Consider the following 18,229-nt stretch of genomic DNA (forward strand, 5'->3'; position numbering starts at 1 on the left):
GTAGCCGGTCCCGGAAGGTGGATCTCGCAGTTCATGGCTAAGAAGCAAGGCGCCATTGAGATCGAGGGCACCGTGATCGAGTCTCTTCCGAACGCGATGTTCAAGGTCGAGCTGCAGAACGGTCACAAGGTCCTCGCGCACATCAGTGGCAAGATGCGCATGCACTACATCCGCATCCTGCCGGACGACCGGGTCGTGGTGGAGCTCAGCCCCTACGACCTCACGCGCGGGCGGATCGTCTACCGCTACAAGTAAGAACGTCAGATCTAGACCCGGAGAACCTGAACATGAAGGTCAAGCCGAGCGTCAAGAAGATCTGCGACAAGTGCAAGGTGATCCGCCGTCACGGCCGGGTCATGGTGATCTGCGACAACCTGCGCCACAAGCAGCGCCAGGGCTGATCGCTTCCCAGCATTTCTCGTAGTACTTCGCGCGACGCGAAAACGTCATAAGCGGGCTACCCGATCCGTCCGTTCGCGGTCGGACTGCCGCCCCCGGTCAGAGGCCGGGGCTCCATCGTCGAGAGGCGAAGGAGTAGGTAGCACGCAAGACCTCTGAAGAACCACAGGAGCCTTGAATGGCACGCCTCGCCGGCGTTGATCTCCCCCGTGAGAAGCGGATCGAGATCGCCCTCACCTACGTGTACGGCATCGGCCGTACCCGCGCCCAGCAGACCCTGGCCGAGACCGGTGTCAACCCGGATGTCCGCGTTCGCGACATCTCCGAGGACGACCTCGTCAAGCTGAGCCAGTACATCGACGCCAACTACACGGTCGAGGGTGACCTCCGCCGTGAGGTGGCCGCCGACATCCGCCGCAAGGTCGAGATCGGCTGCTACGAGGGTCTGCGTCACCGCCGCGGCCTGCCGGTCCGCGGCCAGCGCACCCACACCAACGCGCGTACCCGCAAGGGCCCGCGTCGCGCGATCGCCGGTAAGAAGAAGCCGGGCAAGAAGTAGTCCGTCCCGTCACCGGACATCCCTCCGGCCCGCGGGTCAGCGGACCGACCACCTCAGTAGGAGAACAGACTTATGCCCCCCAAGGGTCGTCAGGCTGCCGGCGCGAAGAAGATCCGCCGCAAGGAAAAGAAGAACGTCGCTCACGGCCACGCGCACATCAAGAGCACGTTCAACAACACCATCGTTTCGATCACCGACCCCTCGGGCAACGTGATCTCCTGGGCCTCCGCCGGCCACGTCGGCTTCAAGGGCTCGCGCAAGTCCACCCCGTTCGCCGCGCAGATGGCCGCTGAGGCCGCTGCCCGTCGCGCGCAGGAGCACGGCATGCGCAAGGTCGACGTCTTCGTGAAGGGTCCGGGCTCCGGCCGCGAGACCGCGATCCGTTCGCTCCAGGCCACCGGCCTGGAGGTCGGCTCGATCCAGGACGTCACCCCCACCCCGCACAACGGCTGCCGTCCGCCGAAGCGCCGCCGCGTCTGACGCAGCGCCTTCGGGCACGCAGTTCTGCTTCAAACCACGTACGGGCTCCCACGCGGTGAGTGTCACTGCTCACGGGAGCCCGTACGCTTGGTCCTGTCGGCATCAAATAGTGGGTGCCGAAGACAACCGGAGGATTTCCCCCATGCTTATCGCTCAGCGTCCCTCGCTGACCGAAGAGGTCGTCGACGAGTTCCGCTCGCGGTTCGTGATCGAGCCGCTGGAGCCGGGCTTCGGCTACACCCTCGGCAACTCCCTGCGCCGCACGCTCCTGTCGTCGATCCCGGGTGCCGCTGTCACCAGCATCCGCATCGACGGCGTCCTGCACGAGTTCACCACCGTGCCGGGCGTCAAGGAGGACGTGACCGACCTCATCCTCAACATCAAGCAGCTGGTCGTCTCCTCGGAGCACGACGAGCCGGTCGTGATGTACCTGCGCAAGCAGGGCCCGGGTGTCGTCACCGCCGCCGACATCGCCCCGCCGGCGGGTGTCGAGGTGCACAACCCCGAGCTGGTCCTCGCCACCCTGAACGGCAAGGGCAAGCTGGAGATGGAGCTGACCGTCGAGCGCGGTCGCGGCTACGTCTCCGCCGTCCAGAACAAGGCCTCCGGCCAGGAGATCGGCCGCATCCCGGTCGACTCGATCTACAGCCCCGTGCTGAAGGTCACCTACAAGGTCGAGGCCACCCGTGTCGAGCAGCGGACCGACTTCGACAAGCTGATCGTCGACGTCGAGACCAAGCCCGCCATGCGTCCGCGCGACGCCATGGCCTCGGCCGGCAAGACCCTGGTGGAGCTGTTCGGCCTCGCCCGCGAGCTGAACATCGACGCCGAGGGCATCGACATGGGCCCGTCCCCGACGGACGCCGCCCTGGCCGCCGACCTGGCGCTGCCGATCGAGGAGCTGGAGCTCACCGTCCGCTCCTACAACTGCCTCAAGCGCGAGGGCATCCACACCGTGGGTGAGCTCGTCGCCCGCTCCGAGGCGGACCTGCTCGACATCCGCAACTTCGGCGCCAAGTCGATCGACGAGGTCAAGGCGAAGCTGGCCGGCATGGGCCTGGCCCTCAAGGACAGCCCGCCCGGGTTCGACCCGACCGCCGCCGCCGACGCCTTCGGCGCCGACGACCTCGACGACTCGCACTTCGCCGAGACCGAGCAGTACTAAGAGATTTGGCCGCGGGGGCGGTTCCACGGAGCCGCCCCCGTCGTCGTGAAAGTCGTACGGGCACCGTGCCCGTACGCCCGCTGCGGTACCTGGTACGGCCGTAGTCGGAGATTCAAGGAGTAATTCCATGCCGCGTCCCACCAAGGGTGCCCGCCTCGGCGGTGGCCCCCACCACGAGCCGCTGCTGCTCGCCGGTCTGGCCCGTGAGCTGTTCCAGTACGGCCGCATCACCACCACCGAGGCCAAGGCCCGCCGCCTGCGCCCGCTGGCGGAGAAGCTGATCACCAAGGCGAAGAAGGGCGACATCCACAACCGTCGCCTGGTGCGCAAGACCATCACCGACGTCTCGGTGCTGCACACCCTCTTCACCGAGATCGCGCCGCGCTACGAGAACCGCCCGGGTGGCTACACCCGCATCACCAAGGTCGGTCCCCGTCGTGGCGACAACGCCCCGATGGCCGTGATCGAGCTGGTCGAGGCGCTGACCGTCGCGCAGACCGCCGTCGGCGAGGCCGAGGCCGCCACCAAGCGTGCCGTCAAGGAGGCCGACGCCAAGGTCGAGGCCACCGAGACCGAGGCCGCCGAGCAGGCCTGACACCGCCAGGTGTGTTGCGGGCCCGCCCTCCCATCCGTGGGGGAGCGGGCCCGTTCCTCATGTCCAGGGAGTGGAGAGCAGTGGTCAACGATTGCGCCGAGCGGCCGCCGGAGAAGGACGGCCCGGCGGAGGGGTACGTCCGGGTCCGGCTCGACCTCGCCTACCAGGGCGCCGAGTTCTCCGGCTGGGCCCGCCAGAAGGGCGGCCGCCGGACGGTCCAGGAGGAGATCGAGACCGCGCTCCAGGTCGTCACCCGCAGCTCCGAACTATTCCCGCTGACCGTGGCCGGCCGTACCGACGCCGGGGTGCACGCCCGCGGCCAGGTGGCCCACGTCGACCTGCCCGTCGAGCTGTGGGCGGATCACCGGGAGAAGCTGCTGCGCCGGCTGGCCGGCCGACTCCCCGGGGACGTCCGGATCTACCGGGTCGGCGAGGCGCCGGCCGGGTTCGACGCCCGCTTCTCGGCGGTCTGGCGCCGGTACGCGTACCGGGTCGCCGACCACCCCGGCGGGGTGGACCCGCTGCTGCGCGGCCACGTGCTCTGGCACGACCGCCCGCTGGACGTCGACCGGATGAACGCGGCCGCCGAGCTGCTGCTCGGCGAGCACGACTTCGCCGCGTACTGCAAGAAGCGCGAGGGCGCCACCACCATCCGCACCCTGCTGGAGCTGCGCTGGGACCGCGTCCCGGTGGACTCCTACGCCGCCCAGGAGGGCTCGCTGGCGGTCGCCACCGTCCGGGCGGACGCCTTCTGCCACAACATGGTCCGGGCGCTGGTCGGCGCGATGCTGCTGGTCGGCGACGGGCACCGGCCGGTGGAGTTCCCCGGCGAAGTGCTGGCCGGCGGGGTGCGCAACTCGGCCGTCAACGTGATCCGGCCGTACGGGCTCACGCTGGAGGAGGTCGGCTACCCGCCGGACGACCAGCTGGCCGAGCGCAACCGGGCGGCCCGGCGGATGCGCACCCTGCCCGGGCAGAGCGCGCTGTGAGGTAATCCGTTTTGGCCCGGCGCGTCCGCTTGGGAGAATCGCTCCCATGGGACACGTCGAGATTTCGCACCTGGAGTACTACCTGCCGGACGGGCGCGTCCTGTTCGACGACGCGTCCTTCCGGGTCGGCGAGGGCGCCGCGGTCGCCCTGGTCGGCGCCAACGGGGCCGGCAAGACCACCCTGCTGAGGATGATCGCGGGGGACCTCCAGCCGCACGGCGGCTCGGTGACGATCAGCGGCGGGCTCGGCGTGATGCGCCAGTTCGTCGGCACCACCGGCCGCGAGGACCAGCAGGCCACCCCGGGCGCGCTGCCCGCCGACGCCTCGGTGCGGGACCTGCTGGTGTCGGTCGCCCCGGAGCGGATCGCCAAGGCGGCCCGCGCGGTGGACGCCGCCGAGCTGGCGATGATCGCCCAGGACGACGAGAAGACGCAGATGGCCTACGCCCAGTCGCTCTCCGACTGGGCCGACGTCGGCGGCTACGACTACGAGACCGACTGGGACGTCTGCACCATGGCGGCCCTCGGGATGCCCTTCGACAAGGCCCAGTGGCGCGGCCTGAACACCCTCTCCGGCGGCGAGCAGAAGCGGCTGGTGCTGGAGGCGCTGCTGCGCGGCCCGGAGGAGGTGCTCCTGCTCGACGAGCCCGACAACTACCTGGACGTCCCGGCCAAGCGCTGGCTGGAGGAGGCCATCAAGGCCACCCCGAAGACCGTCCTGTTCATCTCGCACGACCGCGAGCTGCTCTCGAAGACCGCCGACAAGATCATCAGCGTCGAGTCCGGCGCGGCCGGCAGCAGCGTCTGGGTGCACGGCGGCGGCTTCGACACCTTCCACGAGGCCCGCAAGGCCCGCTTCGAGCGCTTCGAGGAGCTGCGCCGCCGCTGGGACGAGGAGCACGCCAAGCTCAAGAAGCTGGTCGTCACCCTGCGCCAGGCCGCCTCGGTCAGCCACGACATGGCCTCCCGCTACTCCGCCGCCCAGACCCGGCTCAAGAAGTTCGAGGAGGCCGGCCCGCCGGAGGCGCCGCCGCGCGAGCAGAGCATCAGCATGCGGCTCAAGGGCGGGCGCACCGGCGTGCGCGCCTTCACCATGGAGCGGCTGGAGCTCACCGGTCTGATGCAGCCCTTCGACCTGGAGGTCTTCTACGGCGAGCGGGTCGCGGTGCTGGGCGCCAACGGCGCCGGCAAGTCGCACCTGCTGCGGCTGCTCGCGGGGGACGAAACCGTCGCGCACACCGGTGACTGGAAGCTCGGCGCCCGGGTCGTCCCCGGCCACTTCCGGCAGACCCACGCCCACCCGGAGCTGTTCGGCCGCACCGTGCGGTCGATCGTGGAGGAGGAGCACGCGCTCAGCCGCGGCGCCGCGATGGGGGCGCTGCGCCGGTACGAGCTGGACCGCCAGGAGGAGCAGAAGTTCGAGTCGCTGTCCGGCGGACAGCAGGCCCGGCTGATGATCCTCAAGCTCGAACTCTCGGGCGTCACGGCCCTGTTGCTCGACGAGCCGACCGACAACCTGGACCTGGAGAGCGCCGAGGCGCTGCAGGCCGGCCTGGAGGCGTTCGACGGCACGGTGCTGTGCGTCACCCACGACCGCTGGTTCGCCAAGACCTTCGACCGCTTCGTGGTGTTCGGGGCGGACGGCCGGGTCTACGAAGCGCCCGAGCCGGTCTGGGACGTGACCCGGGTGGAGCGCGAACGCTGAGTGACGGCGGGGGCCGGTCCCGGGCATTTTTGACCGGGTCCGGCCCTGCCGGTAACCTGGACGCTTGATGTGCGTATTGGCTCGCTCTATCTCACGTGAGAGGTCGGTACGCCGGAGACATCAGGTCGTCGACCAGCGGTCCCCCCTTGAATTGCGTCCAAGGGTGGCCAGGCTGCTCTTCCGTCCGGGTGCTCCTGTCAGGACTCACTCACTGAAAAGCGAAGGCTACGACCGTGCGTACGTACAGCCCCAAGCCCGGCGACGTCCAGCGTCAGTGGCACGTCATCGACGCGACCGACGTCGTGCTCGGCCGCCTGGCCTCCCAGGCCGCCAACCTCCTCCGGGGCAAGCACAAGGCGATCTACGCGCCGCACGTTGACACTGGTGACTTCGTCATCATCATCAACGCCGACAAGGTGCACCTGTCCGGTAACAAGAAGACCCAGAAGCTGGCCTACCGCCACTCGGGCTTCCCGGGCGGTCTGCGCTCGGTGCGCTACGACGACCTGCTGGCGAACAACCCGGAGAAGGCCGTCGAGAAGGCCATCAAGGGCATGATCCCCAAGAACAGCCTGGGCCGTCAGATGCTCTCGAAGCTCAAGGTCTACTCGGGCGACCAGCACCCGCACGCTGCCCAGCAGCCGGTGCCGTTCGAGATCACCCAGGTCGCGCAGTAATTCGGCCACCAAGCCCCCCAACACTGAAAAGAGCTGAGGAACACCGTGGCCGAGACCACTGAAACCCTTGAGGTCGACTTCGACGAGGCCGCCGAGGCCGTCGAGGGCGAGTACACCTCCGAGGAGAGCTACACCTCCGAGTCCCTGGCCGGCCGCTTCGGCGAGGCCGTTCCGGGTGCCGGCCTGGGCCGTCGCAAGGAGGCGATCGCCCGCGTGCGCATCGTCCCCGGCACGGGCCAGTGGAAGATCAACGGTCGCACCCTCGAGGACTACTTCCCGAACAAGGTGCACCAGCAGACCGTGAACGAGCCCTTCAAGCTCCTGGAGCTGGACGGCCGTTACGACGTCGTCGCCCGCATCAGCGGTGGCGGCGTCTCCGGCCAGGCCTACGCGCTGCGCCTCGGCGTCGCCCGTGCCCTGAACGAGGCCGACGTGGACAACAACCGCGGCGCCCTCAAGAAGGCCGGCTTCCTGACCCGTGACGCCCGCGCCGTCGAGCGCAAGAAGGCCGGTCTGAAGAAGGCCCGCAAGGCGCCGCAGTACAGCAAGCGCTAATCGCCTCCCCGGGGGTGCGGTCCGCCCTGGCGGCGCACCCCCTGGTTGCGCGAAACCGTCGCCCCGGAGTACCCCGTGTACTCCGGGGCGACGTGTTCCCCGGCTACTGTGCGGCGGCCGGGATCATCGGTTGGGTTCCGAGCAGTGGTGATGGAGGACGGGACAGTGGGACGACTCTTCGGTACGGACGGCGTGCGCGGGGTGGCCAACGAGGGCCTGACGGCGGAGCTGGCGCTCGGTCTGTCGGTCGCGGCGGCCCATGTGCTCGGCGAGGCCGGCGCCTTCGACGGCCACCGGCCGGTCGCGGTGGTCGGCCGTGACCCGCGCGCCTCGGGCGAGTTCCTGGAGGCCGCCGTCATCGCCGGTCTGGCGAGTGCCGGAGTCGACGTCCTGCGGGTCGGTGTGCTGCCCACCCCGGCCGTGGCGTACCTCACCGGCGCGCTCGGCGCCGACTTCGGCGTGATGCTGTCCGCCAGCCACAACGCCATGCCGGACAACGGCATCAAGTTCCTCGCCCGCGGCGGCCACAAGCTGGACGACCGGATCGAGGACGCGATCGAGTCCCACTACCGCAAGCACACGCTCGGCGACGAGGACTGGAACCGTCCGACCGGCGCGGCCGTCGGCCGGGTGCGCGAGTACACCGAGGGCTTCGACAAGTACGTCGCCCACCTGATCGGCGTGCTGCCCAACCGCCTGGACGGCATCAAGGTCGTCATCGACGGCGCCCACGGCGCGGCCGCCTACGTCGCCCCCGAGGCCTTCGCCCGGGCCGGCGCCGAGGTGGTCCACACCTTGGGGGCCGAGCCCACCGGCCTGAACATCAACGACGGCGTCGGCTCCACCCACCTGGACCGGCTGCGGGTCGCGATGAAGGAGCACCAGGCCGACCTGGGCATCGCCCTGGACGGCGACGCCGACCGCTGCCTGGCCGCCGACGCCGAGGGCAACGAGGTGGACGGCGACCAGATCATCGCCATCCTCGCGGTCGCCATGAAGGAGGCCGGCACCCTGCGCGGCAACACCGCGGTGGCCACCGTGATGTCCAACCTCGGCTTCAAGCTGGCGATGGAGCGCGAGGGCATCGAGCTGGTGGAGACCGCCGTCGGCGACCGCTACGTGCTGGAGGCGATGAAGGAGCACGGCTTCGCGCTGGGCGGCGAGCAGTCCGGCCACGTGATCCTGCTGGACCACGCCACCACCGGTGACGGCACCCTGACCGGTCTGATGCTGGGCGCCCGGCTGGCCGCCACCAAGCAGCCGCTGGCCGACCTGGCCGCCGTGATGACCCGGCTGCCGCAGGTGCTGATCAACGTCAAGGGCGTCGACAAGAGCCGGGTGCGGACCAGCACCGAGCTGGCCGCGGCGGTCGCCGGGGCCGAGGCCGAACTGGGCTCCACCGGCCGGGTGCTGCTGCGCCCGTCGGGCACCGAGCCGCTGGTCCGGGTGATGGTCGAGGCCGCCGACCCGGCGCAGGCCGAGACGGTCGCCCAGCGGCTCGCCGAGGCGGTGCGCGCCTACCTGGGCTGAGCCCGCGGACGCCGGGCCGGGCCCGGAGACGACGAAGGGCCCCCGCGCGCCGCGGGGGCCCTTCCCGTCGTGCCCGACGGGCGGTCAGAGCTTGCGCAGCAGCGCCCGGCGGACCTTGTGGTCCGAGCCCTTCTGGAGGATCAGGGTGGCCCGGCCGCGGGTCGGCAGCACGTTCTCCAGCAGGTTGGGCTTGTTGATGGTGCGCCAGACCTGCCGGCCGTACTCCATCGCCTCCTCCTCCGGCACCTCGGTGAAGCGGCGGAAGTAGGAGTTCGGGTCCTGGAAGGCGGTCTGCCGCAGCTTGCGGAAGCGGTCCAGGTACCAGTGCTCGATGTCGTCGGTCCGGGCGTCGACGTAGATCGAGAAGTCGAAGTAGTCGGCCACCGCGAGGCGGGTGCGGCCGTCGGAACCGGGCAGGGCCGGCTGGAGCACGTTCAGGCCCTCGACGATCAGGATGTCCGGGCGCTCCACGGTGAGCCGCTCGCCCTGCACGATGTCGTACACCAGGTGCGAGTAGACCGGCGCGCTGACCCGCTCCTTGCCCGCCTTCACGTCCGCGACGAAGCGCATCAGCGCCCGGCGGTCGTAGGACTCCGGGAAGCCCTTGCGGGCCATCAGGCCGCGGCGGCGCAGCTCGGCGTTGGGGAGCAGGAAGCCGTCGGTGGTGACCAGTTCGACCCGGGGGTGCTCGGGCCAGCGGGCGAGCAGCGCCTGCAGCAGGCGCGCCGTGGTGGACTTGCCGACCGCGACGGAGCCGGCCACGCCGATGATGAACGGGGTGCGGGTGCGCTCGGTGTCCGGGGTGTCCAGGAACGTGCCCAGCGTGCCCCGCAGTTCGTGCGTGGCGTGGATGTACAGGTTCAGCAGGCGCGACAGCGGCAGGTAGACGTCGCGGACCTCGTCCAGGTCGAGCGCGGTACCGAGGCCGCGGAGCCGCTCCACCTCCTCGGCGGTCAGCGGCAGCGGCGTACGCTCGCGCAGCGCGCTCCACTCGGCCCGGCTGAGGTCCACGTAGGGGGACGGTGACGGGCCGGGCGTGGCGGCGCCCCGCGTACAGAGTTCGGTCAGCACATGCTCCATTGTGAGCCGTAGCGACGTTCACGGTGGCTGTGGTGTCGGTCACGCAGCGTTCCCGCGCGGCGGGAAAATGGCCGCAGAACCGCCCTTATGCTGGCACGCATGTGCGGAATTGTTGGATACGTGGGCGCTCAGGCCGCCCTCGACGTAGTAATCGCAGGCCTGCAGCGCCTGGAGTACCGGGGTTACGACTCGGCCGGTGTCGCGGTGCAGGTCCAGGACTCCGAGGGCCGGTGGAGCCTGGCCACGGACAAGCGGGCGGGCAAGCTCGCCAACCTCCAGAAGTCGCTCGCCGAGACCCCCCTGCCCGGCGGCACCATCGGCATCGGCCACACCCGCTGGGCCACCCACGGCGGCCCGACGGACGCCAACGCCCACCCCCACCTGGACGACCACCAGCGGGTGGCCGTGGTGCACAACGGCATCATCGAGAACTTCGCCCAGCTGCGCGCCGACATCGCCGGGCGCGGCCACACCCTCCGGTCCGAGACCGACACCGAGGTCGTCGCCCACCTGCTGGGCGAGGCCTACGCGGGCGACCTCGCCGAGGCCATGCGGGTGGTCTGCCGTCAGCTGGAGGGCGCCTTCACCCTGGTCGCCGTGCACGCGGACGCGCCGGACGTCGTCGTCGGCGCCCGCCGCAACTCGCCGCTGGTGGTCGGGCGCGGCGAGGGCGAGAACTTCCTCGCCTCGGACGTCGCCGCCTTCATCGCCCACACCCGTGAGGCGATCGAGCTGGGCCAGGACCAGGTGGTCGAGCTGCGCCGGGAGGGCGTGACCGTCACCAACTTCGACGGCACCCCCGCCGACGTGCGCGAGTACCACGTCGACTGGGACGCCTCCGCCGCCGAGAAGGGCGGCTACGACTACTTCATGCTCAAGGAGATCGCCGAGCAGCCGAAGGCGGTCGCCGACACCCTGCTCGGCCGGATCGGCACCGACGGCCGGCTGACCCTGGACGAGCTGCGGATCTCCGACGCCGACCTGCGCTCGGTCGACAAGGTCGTCATCGTGGCCTGCGGCACGGCCTTCCACGCCGGCATGATCGCCAAGTACGCGATCGAGCACTGGACCCGCATCCCCTGCGAGGTCGAGGTCGCCTCCGAGTTCCGCTACCGCGACCCGATCATGGGCCCGGGCACGCTGGTCATCGCCATCTCGCAGTCCGGCGAGACCATGGACACCTTGATGGCGCTGCGGCACGCCCGCGAGCAGGGCGCCAAGGTGCTGGCGATCTGCAACACCAACGGCTCCACCATCCCGCGCGAGTCGGACGCGGTGCTGTACACCCACGCCGGCCCGGAGGTCGCGGTCGCCTCGACCAAGGCGTTCCTGACCCAGCTCGTCGCCTGCTACCTGGTGGCCCTGTACCTGGGCCAGGTGCGCGGCACCAAGTGGGGCGACGAGATCTTCGCCGTCATCAAGGAGCTCGGCGACGCGCCGAAGCAGGTCGAGCAGGTCCTGGAGACCATGGAGCCGGTGCGCGAGCTGGCCCGCTCGCTGGCCGACGCCCGCTCGGTGCTGTTCCTCGGCCGCCACGTCGGCTTCCCGGTGGCCCTGGAGGGCGCGCTCAAGCTCAAGGAGCTGGCGTACATGCACGCCGAGGGCTTCGCGGCGGGCGAGCTCAAGCACGGCCCGATCGCGCTGATCGAGGAGGGGCTGCCGGTCGTGGTGGTCGTTCCGTCGCCGCGCGGCCGGTCGATCCTGCACGACAAGATCGTCTCCAACATCCAGGAGATCCGGGCCCGTGGCGCCCGCACGATCGTGATCGCCGAGGAGGGCGACGAGGCCGTCGTCCCGTACGCGGACCACCTGATCCGCATCCCGGTCACCCCGACCCTGCTCCAGCCGCTGGTCTCCACCGTCCCGCTGCAGGTCTTCGCCTGCGAGCTGGCCACGGCCAAGGGCCACGAGGTCGACCAGCCGCGCAACCTGGCGAAGTCGGTCACCGTCGAGTAGTCGCCCGGCCTTCCACGGCGCCCCTGCGGTGGCTGCGTCCTACCGCAGGGGCGCTGTGTCGAGCGTGAAGGAGAACGGGGCGGGGAGCTTGATGCGCCTGCCGAACTCGGTTTCGTGAAGGGTGCCGTAATCACCGTTCTTCGGGTCGGTGAACAGCGTCACCGTTCCTTCGCTGCGGTCGATGAGCAGGTAGCAGGGAACGCCGGCGGCGGCGTAGCCGAGGCGCTTGGACTCGCGGTCCTTGACCGGGTTGGTCGACGTGACTTCGAGGACCAGCTCGATCCCCACAGCGGACGACCACGAGTCCTGGGCGCGGAAGTGGCCGACGGGAGCAACGGTGGCGTCCGGGATGAACCGGCCCTTGGGGGTGATCAGCCCTTTCCCACCGCTGACGTACAGCTCCTCGGCGGCCTCGCGCGCAACGGCCCGGGCGAACCGGGCGATGGCGTCCTCGTGATCACCGTCCGGTGGGGGCGTCACAACAATCTCCCCTTCGATGAGCTCGGCCTTGAAACCGGGAGGCGTGTCCAGCTCCAGGAACGCCTGGAGGACGTCGTCCTGGCCCAGCGGGTGCTCGACTGCCGGCATGGCGACCATGGCCCTTCTCCCTCCTGTGGGTCCGTGTCGAGCCACAAGGTAGGCGTACGGACCGACACCGGTGGGGGGTCGAAGTGGGGTGTCACTCGAAAGTGTGCCGCAGGGGCGGCTCCCGCGGGGCGGGGACGCGGGCTAGCGTCGGCGGTAGCCGACCGCTGAAGGAGTTCCCGCATGCGTCATGCACACCCTGTGGAAACCGTCCGGGCCGCGGAGGCCGCGCTGATGGCGCGGCTGCCGGAGGGCACCCTGATGCAGCGGGCGGCCGTCGGGCTGGCCGCGACCTGTGCGCGGCTGCTGACCCGGCGTCGGGGGCGGGTGTACGGCAGCCGGGTGACGGTGCTCGCGGGCAGCGGGGACAACGGGGGTGACGCCCTGTACGCCGGGGCCGCGCTGGCCCGGCGCGGGGCGCGGGTGACGGCGGTGCTGCTGGTACCGGAGAAGGCGCACCCGGGCGGGCTGGCCGCGCTGCGGGCCGCCGGCGGGCGGGCGACGGTGGAGCGGGAAGTCGGCCTGGCCGACTTCTCGCGCGCGGACCTGGTGCTGGACGGCATCGTCGGCATCGGCGGCCGGGGCGGGCTGCGCCCGGAGGCCCGGCCGTACGCGCGGGCGGCGCGGACCGGGGTCGTGGTGGCGGTGGACCTGCCCAGCGGGGTGGACGCCGACACCGGCGAGGTGCCGGGCGAGGCGCTGCGCGCGGACGTCACGGTCTGCTTCGGCACGTACAAGCCCGGCCTGCTGGTCGACCCGGGGGCCGAGTACGCGGGCGTGGTGCAGTTGGTCGGCATCGGGCTGGAGCTGCCGGAGGCGGACGTGACGGCCCTGCAGCACGCGGACGTGGCGGCGCTGCTGCCGGTGCCGGGCGCGGAGAGCGACAAGTACCGGCGCGGCGTCGTGGGGGTGGCGGCCGGCTCGGCGACCTACCCCGGGGCGGCGTTGCTGGCGGTGGCCGGGGCGCTGCACGGCGGCGCGGGCGCCGTCCGCTACGTGGGCGCCGCCGCCGAGGAGGTGGTGCGGCGCTTCCCGGAGACGCTGGTCACCGAGGGCGGGCCGGCCGGGGCCGGGCGGGTGCAGGCCTGGGTGGTCGGGCCGGGCGGCGGCGAGGGGGCGCGGCAGGCGCTGACCGAGGCGCTGGCGAGCGACGTCCCGGTGCTGGTGGACGCGGACGGGCTGACCGAGCTGGGCCGGCTCGGCCCGGACGCGCTGGCCGGCCGCACCGCCCCCACCCTGCTCACCCCGCACACCGGCGAGGCCGCCCGGCTGCTCGCGGGCGCCGGGGGCGGCACACCGCCGGCCGCCGGCGACCTGGCCGCGGCCCGGCTGGCCACCGCCCGCCGGCTGGCGGCGGCCTACCGCGCGACGGTGCTGCTGAAGGGCTCCACCACGGTGGTCGCCGACCCGGGCGGGGCCGTCCGGGTGAACCCGACCGGCACCTCCTGGCTGGCCACCGCCGGCAGCGGCGACGTGCTGGCCGGGCTGGCCGGCTCCCTGCTGGCGGCCGGCCTCGCGCCGCTGGACGCCGGATCGGTGGCCGCCTACCTGCACGGCCTGGCCGGCCGCGAGGCGGCGGGCCGGCCGGGCGCCCCGACGACGGCGCTCGCCGTGGCGGGGGCGCTGCCGGCGGTGTGGCGGGCGGTCCGCGAGGGGGCGCCGACGGAACCGGGGCATCCGGTCACGGCGTCCTGAGCGGGGGGAACGGGAGGTCCGCGGCAGGTCGGCGGGCCGTGGGGGGCCGCCGCGCCGACGGGCCGTTCGGCGAGGACTCCGGGACGTCTGGGAGACTGACCCTGATGACAACTGCGAACACGACCGGCACAGCCACCCTCACCGACGGCGTACGGGCCGAGGCGACCATCGATCTCGCCGCCCTGCGCGGCAACCTCGCGGCGCTGCGCGAGCGCGTCGGCGGCCCGACGGTGATGCTCGCGGTCAAGGCGGACGCCTACGGCCACGGGGCGGTCGAGTGTGCCCGGGAAGCGGTCGCGAACGGGGTCGGCTGGCTCGGCTGCGCGACGCCGGACGAGGCGCTGGCGCTGCGGGCCGCGGGCATCCGCCCCGAGCTGGCCCGCATCCTGTGCTGGCTGTGGACGCCGGGCGGCCCCTGGCGCGAGGCGCTGCGCGCGGACCTGGACATCTCGGTCAGCGGCCAGTGGGCGCTCGACGAGCTGCTGCCCGCCGTGCGCGAGACCGGCATCCCGGCCCGGGTGCACCTGAAGGCCGACACCGGCCTCGGCCGCAACGGCTGCCAGCCGCGCGACTGGCCGCGGCTGGTGGCCGCCGCCCGCGAGGCCGAGACCGAGGGCCTGCTGACGGTCGTCGGCGTCTGGTCGCACTTCGCCGCCGCGGACGAGCCCGGCCACCCCTCGATCCAGGCCCAGCTGGACTCCTTCCGGGCCGCGCTGGCCACGGCCGGGGCCGCCGGGCTGCGCCCCGAGGTCCGGCACCTGGCGAACTCCCCGGCCACCCTGCTGCTGCCCGAGTCGCACTTCGACCTGGTCCGCACCGGCCTGGCCGCGTACGGGCTGTCGCCGGTGCCCGAGGTGGGCTCGCCGGCCGACTTCGGGCTGCGCCCGGTGATGGCGCTGACCGCGCGGCTGGCGCTGGTCAAGCAGGTTCCCGGCGGGCACGGGGTCAGCTACGGCCACCACTACACGACGCCGGGCGAGACCACCCTGGGCCTGGTCCCGGTCGGCTACGGCGACGGCGTCCCCCGGCACGCCAGCGGCACCGGCCCGGTGCTGATCGACGGCAAGTGGCGCACGGTGGCCGGCCGGGTCGCGATGGACCAGTTCGTGGTGGACCTCGGCGGCGACACCCCGGCGATCGGCGACGAGGTGCTGCTGTTCGGCAACGGCGAGCGCGGCGAGCCCACCGCGGAGGACTGGGCCCGCGCCTGCGGCACCATCTCGTACGAGATCATCACCCGGATCGGCGCCCGGGTGCCCCGCCGCTACCTGGGCGGCAGCCACGCCGAGGGCCCGTCGGCATGACCGACGCGCCGGCCGAGGCCAATCCGGTCGCGGTGGTCGCCAAGGCGGCCGGCGCCGCCTCCGGGGTGAGCCGGGCGGGTGTGATCGGGATCTCGGTCGGCGTGCTGGCGGCCGGGGCGGCCGCGGGCGTCGCGCTGGAGCGGCTGACCGTCGGCCGGGCGATGCGCCGCCGGGCCCGGGCCGAGCTGGACGCGAACGCCCCGTACGGCTCGTTGCGCGGCCGCCCGCGGACGGTGGCCGCGCCGGACGGCACCGAGCTGTACGTCGAGCTGGACGGCACCGGCTGGAGCGGGCCGGACGGCGACGGCTCCGACGGCGAGCCGCTGACCGTGGTGTTCTGCCACGGGTACTGCCTCAACCAGGACAGCTGGCACTTCCAGCGGGCGGCGCTGCGCGAGGGCATGCGGCTGGTCTTCTGGGACCAGCGCAGCCACGGCCGCTCCGAGCGCTCCCGCTCGTACCTGGCGGGCGAGCCGGCCGGCATCGACCAGCTGGGCGGCGACCTCAAGGCGGTGATCGACGCCGTCGCCCCGACCGGGCCGCTGGTGCTGGTGGGCCACTCGATGGGCGGCATGACGGTGATGGCGCTGGCCGACCAGCACCCGGAGCTGTTCCGCGAACGGGTGGCCGGGGTGGCGCTGGTCGGCACCCTCGCCGGGGACTGGAACGACGTCAGCCTCGGTCTGCCGAAGGCCGGCGCCAAGCTGTTCAGGAAGGTCGCGCCCGGGATGGTGAGGCTGCTGGGCCGGCAGGTCGACCTGGTCGAGGCGACCAGGCGGCTGGGCTCGGACGTGTCCGCCGTGTTCTACCGGCGGTTCTCCTTCGGCGGCCGGGACGTCGAGCCCGGCGTGGTGCGCTTCGCCGAGCAGCTGCTGGACGCCACCCCGATCGACGTGGTGGCCGAGTTCTACCCGGTGTTCGGCGTGCACGAGAAGTACGAGGCGCTGGCCGCCCTGCGCGGCCTGCCCGCGCTGGTGCTGGCCGGGACGAAGGACCTGCTGACGCCCTCGACGCACAGCGAGGCGATCGCCGAGCGGCTGCCGGGTGCCGAGCTGGTCCTGGCCGAGGGCGCCGGCCACCTGGTGATGCTGGAGCGCCCGGGGCCGGTCGGCCGCGAGCTGGCCCGGCTGCTGCGCCGGGCCGCCGACTTCGCCGGGGCCGCGCCGCTGCCCGCGGCCGTCCTCGACCTGGCCCGGGAGCGGGCCGCGGAGGCCGTCGCCGACCCCACGTGAGGGCGGGGGCCGGTCCTCGGGCCCCCGCCGGCCGCACCGGGGCCCGCCGATGTGGGACGGTAGCGGTGGCGGCCGGTGGTCGGCGCGCCGGTACGGATCGAAGGGCAAGACACGCGCATGGGCTCGCACGCCACTCTCACCGTCCCCACCCCGGAGCGGATGGGCCGGCTCGGCCGGGAGCTGGCCGCGCTGCTGCGGCCGGGTGACCTGGTGCTGCTCTCCGGCGAGCTGGGGGCGGGGAAGACCACGCTGACCCGGGGGCTGGGGGAGGGGCTGCGGGTCCGCGGGGCGGTGACCTCGCCGACCTTCGTGATCGCCCGGGTGCACCCGTCGCTGGTCGGCGGCCCGGCGCTGGTGCACGTGGACGCGTACCGGCTGGGCGGGGACCTGGACGAGATGGAGGACCTCGACCTGGACGTCTCGCTGCCCGAGTCGGTGGTCGTGGTCGAGTGGGGCGAGGGCAAGGTCGAGCGGCTGTCCGAGGACCGGCTGGAGGTCCGGATCGAACGCGCCATCGGCGACACCCCGGACGGCGACGACCAGGACCCGCGCCGGGTGGTGCTGACCGGCATCGGCCCGCGCTGGGCGGACGTGGCGCTGGCGGAACTCGGATAGCCGACCGGCCGCCGACACCTTGCCGACAGACTGTCGGCAAGGTGTTGCGGGCGGGGCGCCGGGCGTGGTGGGATGGGTGCTGCGGTTAGGTCTGCCTAACTAGGGAGGCGCCATGTCGAGCACCACCCCCGCCCCGCAGCGCGCGGTCCCCGCTGCCGGGGCCGGAGACTCCGCCCGCCGCGCTCCGGGAGAGCCGATGCGGGCGCTGCTGGCCGCCTGCGCGGCCGCCGAGGCGGTGTCCACCCCGCCCGAACCGGGGGCCGTACCGGACGAACCGGGGGCCGTGCCCGACGGAGGGCCGTCCGGGCACGGCGAACGGCCCGAGGCGCGGACGCCCCGGGCCGCGTGAGTCCGGTCCTCCGGGGCGCGGGCGGGCCTGGTCGCTCCCGGCCGGCCGGGATCAGGCGATCACGACCACCTTGGTCTCCTTCGGCGCGAAGTCCCAGAGCAGCTGCCCCTCGGCGCGGCCGCTGCGGATGCCGCCGGTCTTGGTGCCCGGGTCGGTGGTCGGCGTCGCGCCGTCCACGGCCGCGCTGAAGCCGAACACCACGCCGTTCTGCTGCGCGAAGCGCACCACGTGCTCGATCTGCCGGCCGTCCGTCCCGGTGGCGGTCGGGGTGCGGCTGTACACGGCGTAGTTGCCCGGGGCCGGCTCGACCGAGCCCGGGGTGACCGGGAAGGCGGCCGTGACCTGCGGGGTCTTCTTCGGGTCGACCAGCCAGACGTAGTGGCTGCCGACCGAGTACACGACCCGGATGCCGGTGCCCGAGGTGGTCGGCAGCGCGGGGACGGTCGGGGTGGCCGCGGGGGTCGGCGCCGCGGCGGTGGCCGTCCCGGTCGCCGTGGTGGTGGCGGTGGGCCGGGCGCCGCCCGCCCGGTCCTGGGCGCCGTTGGCCTGGAAGGCCAGCAGGCTCACCACCACCAGGGCCCCCACGGTCAACCCCGTGACCACCACTCCAGGACCCATCTTCGCCACGTTGCCGCTCCCGCCGCCGTCCCTTTACGTACGGCCCCATCGTGCCAGGTTCATCCGCGCGGGTCGCAGCGCCTCGGATGTGTGTTCCCGGGTAGTACGCCTTGCCGATCGGCCGGTCGGCCCAACGTCGGT

20 protein-coding genes are annotated in these 18,229 nt (G+C 72.5%); 17 read left to right on the forward strand and 3 right to left on the reverse strand.

Going from position 1 to position 18,229, the window contains the following annotated elements:
- Positions 1 to 33 precede the first annotated feature (33 nt).
- The 11 genes from infA (at position 34) to glmM (ending at position 8,654) form a co-directional block, all read left to right on the forward strand.
- On the forward strand, positions 34 to 255 hold the full coding sequence (gene infA, locus ACIQI7_RS24150; protein WP_003956442.1) for a translation initiation factor IF-1: 222 nt from the start codon (positions 34 to 36) through the stop codon (positions 253 to 255).
- A 32-nt stretch (positions 256 to 287) separates the two neighbouring features.
- Complete coding sequence (gene rpmJ, locus ACIQI7_RS24155) at positions 288 to 401, forward strand: 50S ribosomal protein L36 (protein WP_003956441.1); 114 nt, start codon at positions 288 to 290, stop codon at positions 399 to 401.
- A gap of 176 nt (positions 402 to 577) precedes the next feature.
- A complete protein-coding gene (rpsM, locus tag ACIQI7_RS24160) occupies positions 578 to 958 on the forward strand; it encodes a 30S ribosomal protein S13 (protein WP_188306769.1) in 381 nt (126 codons plus the stop codon).
- Between the two features lie 72 nt (positions 959 to 1,030).
- Complete coding sequence (gene rpsK, locus ACIQI7_RS24165) at positions 1,031 to 1,438, forward strand: 30S ribosomal protein S11 (protein ID WP_014136257.1); 408 nt, start codon at positions 1,031 to 1,033, stop codon at positions 1,436 to 1,438.
- Positions 1,439 to 1,580: 142 nt separating this feature from the next.
- Positions 1,581 to 2,603, forward strand: a complete 1,023-nt coding sequence (locus ACIQI7_RS24170) for a DNA-directed RNA polymerase subunit alpha (RefSeq protein WP_049649049.1) — start codon at positions 1,581 to 1,583, stop codon at positions 2,601 to 2,603.
- Between the two features lie 127 nt (positions 2,604 to 2,730).
- The gene (gene rplQ, locus ACIQI7_RS24175; protein WP_387756347.1) at positions 2,731 to 3,198 is read left to right on the forward strand and encodes a 50S ribosomal protein L17; all 468 of its coding nucleotides are present in this window, start codon (positions 2,731 to 2,733) and stop codon (positions 3,196 to 3,198) included.
- An 80-nt stretch (positions 3,199 to 3,278) separates the two neighbouring features.
- Positions 3,279 to 4,187, forward strand: coding sequence for a tRNA pseudouridine(38-40) synthase TruA (gene truA, locus ACIQI7_RS24180; protein ID WP_401113199.1), 909 nt, complete (start codon positions 3,279 to 3,281; stop codon positions 4,185 to 4,187).
- A 46-nt stretch (positions 4,188 to 4,233) separates the two neighbouring features.
- Entirely contained in the window at positions 4,234 to 5,892 is a 1,659-nt protein-coding gene (locus ACIQI7_RS24185; protein WP_401113201.1) for an ABC-F family ATP-binding cassette domain-containing protein, read from the forward strand.
- A 233-nt stretch (positions 5,893 to 6,125) separates the two neighbouring features.
- Positions 6,126 to 6,569, forward strand: coding sequence for a 50S ribosomal protein L13 (rplM, locus tag ACIQI7_RS24190; protein WP_030055846.1), 444 nt, complete (start codon positions 6,126 to 6,128; stop codon positions 6,567 to 6,569).
- Between the two features lie 33 nt (positions 6,570 to 6,602).
- Positions 6,603 to 7,124, forward strand: a complete 522-nt coding sequence (gene rpsI / locus ACIQI7_RS24195) for a 30S ribosomal protein S9 (RefSeq protein WP_387756606.1) — start codon at positions 6,603 to 6,605, stop codon at positions 7,122 to 7,124.
- A gap of 165 nt (positions 7,125 to 7,289) precedes the next feature.
- A complete protein-coding gene (gene glmM, locus ACIQI7_RS24200) occupies positions 7,290 to 8,654 on the forward strand; it encodes a phosphoglucosamine mutase (protein ID WP_401113203.1) in 1,365 nt (454 codons plus the stop codon).
- Positions 8,655 to 8,738: 84 nt separating this feature from the next.
- Here the strand turns inward: glmM and coaA are convergent, their stop codons facing one another.
- Positions 8,739 to 9,734: a type I pantothenate kinase gene (coaA, locus tag ACIQI7_RS24205; RefSeq protein WP_359897501.1), complete on the reverse strand. Its 996-nt coding sequence runs from the start codon at positions 9,732 to 9,734 to the stop codon at positions 8,739 to 8,741.
- Between the two features lie 99 nt (positions 9,735 to 9,833).
- Here coaA and glmS point away from each other — a divergent pair, with 99 nt between their 5' ends.
- Positions 9,834 to 11,690: a glutamine--fructose-6-phosphate transaminase (isomerizing) gene (glmS, locus tag ACIQI7_RS24210; RefSeq protein WP_401113205.1), complete on the forward strand. Its 1,857-nt coding sequence runs from the start codon at positions 9,834 to 9,836 to the stop codon at positions 11,688 to 11,690.
- 39 nt (positions 11,691 to 11,729) lie between these two features.
- Here glmS and ACIQI7_RS24215 read toward each other — a convergent pair whose 3' ends face one another.
- The gene (locus ACIQI7_RS24215; protein ID WP_401113208.1) at positions 11,730 to 12,287 is read right to left on the reverse strand and encodes a Uma2 family endonuclease; all 558 of its coding nucleotides are present in this window, start codon (positions 12,285 to 12,287) and stop codon (positions 11,730 to 11,732) included.
- A gap of 171 nt (positions 12,288 to 12,458) precedes the next feature.
- Between ACIQI7_RS24215 and ACIQI7_RS24220 the strand changes: the two genes are divergently transcribed.
- From ACIQI7_RS24220 to ACIQI7_RS24240, 5 genes are all read left to right on the forward strand, one after another.
- Complete coding sequence (locus ACIQI7_RS24220) at positions 12,459 to 13,970, forward strand: NAD(P)H-hydrate dehydratase (RefSeq protein ID WP_401113210.1); 1,512 nt, start codon at positions 12,459 to 12,461, stop codon at positions 13,968 to 13,970.
- Between the two features lie 104 nt (positions 13,971 to 14,074).
- Complete coding sequence (gene alr / locus ACIQI7_RS24225) at positions 14,075 to 15,274, forward strand: alanine racemase (protein WP_401113212.1); 1,200 nt, start codon at positions 14,075 to 14,077, stop codon at positions 15,272 to 15,274.
- Positions 15,271 to 16,506, forward strand: a complete 1,236-nt coding sequence (locus ACIQI7_RS24230; protein WP_401113214.1) for an alpha/beta fold hydrolase — start codon at positions 15,271 to 15,273, stop codon at positions 16,504 to 16,506. Before alr ends, ACIQI7_RS24230 begins: the two co-directional genes overlap by 4 nt.
- Before the next feature lie 117 nt (positions 16,507 to 16,623).
- On the forward strand, positions 16,624 to 17,121 hold the full coding sequence (gene tsaE, locus ACIQI7_RS24235; RefSeq protein WP_387756367.1) for a tRNA (adenosine(37)-N6)-threonylcarbamoyltransferase complex ATPase subunit type 1 TsaE: 498 nt from the start codon (positions 16,624 to 16,626) through the stop codon (positions 17,119 to 17,121).
- Positions 17,122 to 17,233: 112 nt separating this feature from the next.
- Complete coding sequence (locus tag ACIQI7_RS24240; protein WP_401113216.1) at positions 17,234 to 17,470, forward strand: hypothetical protein; 237 nt, start codon at positions 17,234 to 17,236, stop codon at positions 17,468 to 17,470.
- Between the two features lie 51 nt (positions 17,471 to 17,521).
- On the opposite strand, the gene ACIQI7_RS24245 is transcribed toward ACIQI7_RS24240, so the two are convergent.
- A complete protein-coding gene (locus ACIQI7_RS24245; protein WP_401113218.1) occupies positions 17,522 to 18,088 on the reverse strand; it encodes a hypothetical protein in 567 nt (188 codons plus the stop codon).
- Between the last annotated feature and the right edge of the window lie 141 nt (positions 18,089 to 18,229).

This window comes from Kitasatospora sp. NPDC092039, from assembly GCF_044756065.1.
In the GTDB taxonomy this organism is placed as follows: Bacteria; Actinomycetota; Actinomycetes; order Streptomycetales; family Streptomycetaceae; genus Kitasatospora.

Bases quoted from the DNA above. Each gene is read 5' to 3' on its own strand.
- infA (WP_003956442.1), top strand. From the start codon at position 34: ATGGCTAAGAAGCAAGGCGCCATTGAGATCGAGGGCACCGTGATCGAG.
- rpmJ (WP_003956441.1), top strand. From the start codon at position 288: ATGAAGGTCAAGCCGAGCGTCAAGAAGATCTGCGACAAGTGCAAGGTG.
- rpsM (WP_188306769.1), top strand. From the start codon at position 578: ATGGCACGCCTCGCCGGCGTTGATCTCCCCCGTGAGAAGCGGATCGAG.
- rpsK (WP_014136257.1), top strand. From the start codon at position 1,031: ATGCCCCCCAAGGGTCGTCAGGCTGCCGGCGCGAAGAAGATCCGCCGC.
- ACIQI7_RS24170 (WP_049649049.1), top strand. From the start codon at position 1,581: ATGCTTATCGCTCAGCGTCCCTCGCTGACCGAAGAGGTCGTCGACGAG.
- rplQ (WP_387756347.1), top strand. From the start codon at position 2,731: ATGCCGCGTCCCACCAAGGGTGCCCGCCTCGGCGGTGGCCCCCACCAC.
- ACIQI7_RS24185 (WP_401113201.1), top strand. From the start codon at position 4,234: ATGGGACACGTCGAGATTTCGCACCTGGAGTACTACCTGCCGGACGGG.
- coaA (WP_359897501.1), bottom strand. From the start codon at position 9,734: ATGGAGCATGTGCTGACCGAACTCTGTACGCGGGGCGCCGCCACGCCC.
- glmS (WP_401113205.1), top strand. From the start codon at position 9,834: ATGTGCGGAATTGTTGGATACGTGGGCGCTCAGGCCGCCCTCGACGTA.
- ACIQI7_RS24215 (WP_401113208.1), bottom strand. From the start codon at position 12,287: ATGGTCGCCATGCCGGCAGTCGAGCACCCGCTGGGCCAGGACGACGTC.
- ACIQI7_RS24220 (WP_401113210.1), top strand. From the start codon at position 12,459: ATGCGTCATGCACACCCTGTGGAAACCGTCCGGGCCGCGGAGGCCGCG.
- alr (WP_401113212.1), top strand. From the start codon at position 14,075: ATGACAACTGCGAACACGACCGGCACAGCCACCCTCACCGACGGCGTA.
- ACIQI7_RS24230 (WP_401113214.1), top strand. From the start codon at position 15,271: ATGACCGACGCGCCGGCCGAGGCCAATCCGGTCGCGGTGGTCGCCAAG.
- tsaE (WP_387756367.1), top strand. From the start codon at position 16,624: ATGGGCTCGCACGCCACTCTCACCGTCCCCACCCCGGAGCGGATGGGC.
- ACIQI7_RS24240 (WP_401113216.1), top strand. From the start codon at position 17,234: ATGTCGAGCACCACCCCCGCCCCGCAGCGCGCGGTCCCCGCTGCCGGG.
- ACIQI7_RS24245 (WP_401113218.1), bottom strand. From the start codon at position 18,088: ATGGGTCCTGGAGTGGTGGTCACGGGGTTGACCGTGGGGGCCCTGGTG.